The organism is uncultured Ruminococcus sp. (assembly GCF_946415235.1).
In the GTDB taxonomy this organism is placed as follows: Bacteria; Bacillota; Clostridia; order Oscillospirales; family Ruminococcaceae; genus Ruminococcus.
In genome coordinates, this window is the sequence record NZ_CAMKRR010000150.1 from 1 (window position 1) to 5258 (window position 5258).

3 protein-coding genes and 1 tRNA gene are annotated in these 5258 nt (G+C 44.8%); all 4 read left to right on the forward strand.

The genetic code is table 11. The features are described from left to right. A partial coding sequence (locus Q0R37_RS15070; protein ID WP_294755402.1) for an endo-1,4-beta-xylanase occupies positions 1 to 1397 on the forward strand: 1397 nt, incomplete at its 5' end. Between the two features lie 246 nt (positions 1398 to 1643). Beyond that, positions 1644 to 3401, forward strand: coding sequence for an AAA family ATPase (locus tag Q0R37_RS15075; protein ID WP_294755403.1), 1758 nt, complete (start codon positions 1644 to 1646; stop codon positions 3399 to 3401). Positions 3402 to 3415: 14 nt separating this feature from the next. Continuing rightward, a complete protein-coding gene (locus tag Q0R37_RS15080; RefSeq protein WP_294755405.1) occupies positions 3416 to 4324 on the forward strand; it encodes a hypothetical protein in 909 nt (302 codons plus the stop codon). 350 nt (positions 4325 to 4674) lie between these two features. After that, positions 4675 to 4763, forward strand: a tRNA-Ser gene (locus Q0R37_RS15085). Positions 4764 to 5258: the final 495 nt, after the last annotated feature.

Consider the following 5258-nt stretch of genomic DNA (forward strand, 5'->3'; position numbering starts at 1 on the left):
GTCAGCAGCAGAACAATGACTGGAATAACTGGAACAACGGTCAGCAGCAGAACAATGACTGGAATAACTGGAATGTAAATAACTGGAATAACCAGAACCAGCAGCAGAATAACGGCTGGGACAACTGGAACAATCAGAACAACGGCTGGAACAATAACAACTGGAACAACAATAACAACAATAACGGCTGGTACAACTGGGATGTAAACAACTGGAACAACCAGAACCAGCAGAATAACGGCTGGGACAGCTGGAACAATAACAACGGCTGGAATAACCAGAATCAGCAGCAGAATAACGGCTGGGACAACTGGAACAATAACAACGGCTGGAATAACCAGAATCAGCAGCAGAATAACGACTGGAACAACTGGAACAACGGTCAGCAGCAGAACAATACGAGCTCACAGGGCGACGGCTTCAAGAATGCATTTGCAAGCTACTTCAAGATCGGTACATCCGTAAGTCCTCACGAGCTCGGCAGCGGCGCTGAATTCCTCAAGAAGAACTACAGCTCCATTACTCCCGAGAATGAGCTCAAGCCCGACAGCATACTCGATCAGTCAGCTTGTCAGCAGAGAGGCAACAACACCAATACTCAGATAAGCCTCAGCAGAGCAGCTCAGACTCTTAAGTTCTGCGAGGAGAACGGCATCGCTCTCCGCGGTCATACATTCGTATGGTACAGCCAGACTCCCGACTGGTTCTTCCGTGAGAACTTCTCACAGAACGGCGCATATGTTTCAAAGGATATCATGAATCAGCGTCTCGAAAGCATGATAAAGAATACTTTCGCAGCTCTCAAGTCAGAGTATCCTAACCTTGAAGTATACTCATACGACGTCTGCAACGAACTCTTCCTCAATGACGGCGGCGGAATGAGAGGCGCTGACAACTCCAACTGGGTAAGAGTTTACGGCGATGACAGCTTCGTTATCAACGCATTCAAGTACGCAAGGCAGTATGCTCCCGCAGGCTGCAAGCTCTATCTCAACGACTATAACGAGTACATTCCAGCAAAGACAAACGATATCTACAACATGGCAATGAAGCTCAAGGAGCTCGGCTATATCGACGGTATCGGTATGCAGTCGCATCTTGATACAAAATATCCCGATGCAAATACATACGAGACAGCTCTCAAGAAGTTCCTCAGCACAGGTCTTGAGGTACAGATCACAGAGCTTGACATCACCTGCAGCAATTCACAGGAACAGGCAGACCTCTACGAGAAGATCTTCAAGCTCGCAATGGCTAACTCAGCACAGATCCCTGCTGTTACCATCTGGGGCACACAGGACAGCGTAAGCTGGAGATCATCACAGAATCCACTCCTGTTCACAAACGGCTATCAGCCTAAGCCTGCTTATGAAAAGGTCATAGCTCTCACAAAGTGAAGCTGAACTCCATTTCATAATGCTTATATATATTTATTTAAAGTCACAGGTTCTCAAAAGGCCTGTGGCTTTTTTTATGAGCCCCTGTTTTCAGCCATACCCAAGGTTTGAGTAAAATAATTAATTCAGCAATAAAAATCGCATTTCTTTGTGAATGGTGTGTAAAAATTTCAAACTCAGTTGACATACGTTTGTCAGTATGATACAATAACTATAGGATATTATTTGGAAAGGTTGTCATATAAAATGGATAAAAATATTATTATTGACGAACTTAAAAACAAAAATGAGATCCAACCAGAAGAATTCGACGGAACATACCGATCTGTAAACAAAGCCATAGAATGCTATTCAAAGCTGAGAAAGACCAGCATCATTGATTTCCATGACCTTGAACTGCTGTACTCGCTCTCTCTCGGAGTATGGAAAAACGACAGATCAGACCTTAAGACCCGTATTCAGAAATGCCATATGCTCCACAACGATAAACGTGAGCTCGAGCTTGAGCTCGACAAGATATGGAGCAACGGTTCGAGAATGCTGTTCAGCCACCTCGTTGAAAAGCAGGAAATGGAATTCCTTACAGCTCCGTTTTCGTTCAGAGAATCTCTCGTCGCGGAAAAAGATGAAGCGATACAGTTCTTTTTCAAGATGTGTATAAATCTCTCAGGACTCGAAAGCGATAACAAGATACTCGTTACGGCTCAGAAGATGATAAATGCACACCTCAGGGATTCGGGAATGCCCGTATTCGTCATGTCAAGGATACTGCACTGCCTCAAGCCCGAAACCTTCCCTATTCTCGGCGAAAGAGCCACAGATTCCCTCGTTTTTGACGAGCTCGGCATCGAGCTGAAGAGCGTCGGAGATATATCTCAGTATATCATCAACTGCCATAAGATAATAGATTTCCGCAACGCAAACTTCAGATTCAAGAACATGAGGGCTTTTGACATCATGTCATGGAAGCTGCTCGCCGCTCAGAAAAAGCCTGTTCCCATAACCGCTCCCACATCGGATCAGCCGCTCTCGGGGGCGGAAGCTTCGCTCAATCAGATACTTTACGGCCCTCCCGGAACAGGTAAGACCTACAATGTCGTAAAATATGCGGTCGAGCTTGTGGAAGGTCAGAAGATAGCCCAGGGCGAGACCTACGGTGCTATAAAGGAACGCTATGAGGAATACGCCGCCACAGGTCAGATAAAATTCACCACCTTCCATCAGTCCCTGAGCTATGAGGAATTCGTTGAGGGTATCCGCCCTGTTGTAGTTGACAAATACGGCAACGATTCAAATATCGCACACGCCGATACTACCGTAATCTACCGCCCATACAACGGCATATTCAAGTCCCTTTGCGAAAAGGCGGCAAAAAGTCCGAGCATGAACTTCGTCGCCATTATCGACGAGATAAACCGAGGCAATATATCAAGGATATTCGGTGAGCTCATCACTCTCATCGAGGAGTCCAAGCGCGGAACTACCATCATTCTCCCCTACTCGCAGACAGAGTTCTCTGTCCCGCCGAATCTGTATATCCTCGGTACAATGAATACTGCCGACCGTTCTATCGCTATGCTCGATACCGCTCTGAGAAGAAGATTCAACTTCATAGAGATGATGCCTGAGCCCTCCCTCCTCGGGAACTGCGACGGCGTTGACCTCTGTGAGCTTCTCACTGCTCTGAACGAGCGTATCGAATACTACTACGACCGCGAACACGCTATAGGCCATGCATACTTCATGAACAACATCGGCTGTATCACAACTATCGACGAACTGAGAGGGGTATTCTCGACTAAAATAATCCCTCTCCTCCAGGAGTACTTCTTCGATGACTACGAAAGGATCAGGCTCGTCCTGAATGATGACAATGTATTTGTCGAGTGCATCACTCCGAAGTATATCAAGCAGTTCGATTCGGGACAGAAGCTGTACCGTCTCGGAAATCCAAAAAACTGGAACAAGGAGCATTTCATTAAGATCTACAAGGATAGATCCTGAGAACGGAGAATAAAATGTACACCAGACAGTTTTGCGTATCAGCAAATGGAATAATCGCGGAGGTCTCTCCGAAAAACGGCGAGCTTTCCAATATGCTCGGCGAGTTTGCCGAGGTCTGTACAGCCGACGGCAGCAACGCAGTCACTGTCAGTCGGAAAAGCGGAGTAAAATACTTCATGGCAGGAGATTACTGCGGATTTGTCTGCCTTGCCGACGGAACTCTTATCGAGATACTTCCGAATACCGAAGGCGGTACTGCAAATGCGCGTAAATTGCTCTGCACCGAGTTCTGCAAACGGTGCGGATACGAGTTCAGACCTTTGTCCTTTGACCCGGATATGAACTTCATGGAGTACTTCATATCAGTTTTTGCAGGCGAGACCATGAAGATTATAAAAAGCGGCGTCCTCTCCGCTTATGCAAGCCGTGAGGATAATCTCACATCAGTACAGGGAACTATTATGTTCGCCGAGAATATCCGCCGCAATCTCGTCCACCGCGAACGTATCTACGTGCGACATGACGTTTTTACGCCTGACCGCGCAGAAAACCGTATCATAAAGGCTGCTGCCGCGATACTCATAAAGCTGACAGCCAGTTCGCACAGCTCTCACCTTCTGAAAGAAGCCTTGTCATATTTCGATGAGGTAGTCGTTCCACATAATATCACCGCCGAATTCGACAAGTGCATAAATACCCGTAATACAAAAAAATACAGCACTATCCTCAATATATGCAGGATGCTGCTCGACAAAAAGGAAGGTACTGCTTTTTCGGGGAAATACGTCGTGTGTGCTCAGCTCTACAAAACGGAACAACAGCCGCAAAGCGAAATATCAAAACCACAGCCGCAGGAAAAGCAGCTTCAGGACGATCCGAAGGACAAAAATAAAATCCGCCAAAAGCTCTTCGGGAAACGATAGGTTCAATATCATACAAACAATGGCAGAGGTCAGGGCAATATTCTCTGACTTCTGCCATTTTCAATGCAGCTTTCCTGTGTTTTTGGTGTGAACAGATCGGCAGCTTTTTGTTATAATATTATTTTTTTATAATCCTATTGATTTTGTTATTTCTTTATGATATAATATTATAGTGATTTTATGCAGTGGTATCGAAGTGGTCATAACGGACATGACTCGAAACATAGTCGTTTCTGAGCTTGCCGCACTTTGATTTATCCCTGTTCTGCGTGGTTTCGGCGGTGTTCACAGTTGCGTTTGCAATTGGCTTTCTCGCAGTTTTCTCGCAGTTTTATAGTTAAATTAAATACGCAGTGGTATCGAAGTGGTCATAACGGACATGACTCGAAATCATGATGCCCCTTGAGGGACGTGGGTTCGAATCCCACCCACTGCGCCAAAATGGTGAATCGATTTAGATCCCACCCCAAAAACTCCCGATTTTTCGGGAGTTTTTTTGTTCCAAGAGAGAAAATTTTTCAAGGTGAAGCAGTAGATCCCAAACCATAAAAATTGGATTCGAACCCTTCCAGAGAGCCTTTTCAGAGTTGCTTTGGAGGTTGTCAGGAGCAAAAAACGGATAATTCACCCCAAAAAGAGAAAAATTGAATAGAGAATTTTCAAACGATTTCAAAGCCGATTTTGTTGGTTTCTAACAGATGCCATACAAAGTCGGCTTTTTATATAATTATAATCGAGTTAAACCGCAAGTATAATTTAACGCATAATATACTTGTAAAACTTTGCTAAAATGTATTATATGACACAGAATTGTATTTAATGACACAAAGTATTTATTTCTTGCTCATGTGGGATACCTCCTTATGTGTTTCTGTATCACTATTATAACATGACCGGGACCGTTTGTGAAGTTCCGATCAGTTATTACTTATAA

Bases quoted from the DNA above. Each gene is read 5' to 3' on its own strand.
- Q0R37_RS15075 (WP_294755403.1), top strand. From the start codon at position 1,644: ATGGATAAAAATATTATTATTGACGAACTTAAAAACAAAAATGAGATC.
- Q0R37_RS15080 (WP_294755405.1), top strand. From the start codon at position 3,416: ATGTACACCAGACAGTTTTGCGTATCAGCAAATGGAATAATCGCGGAG.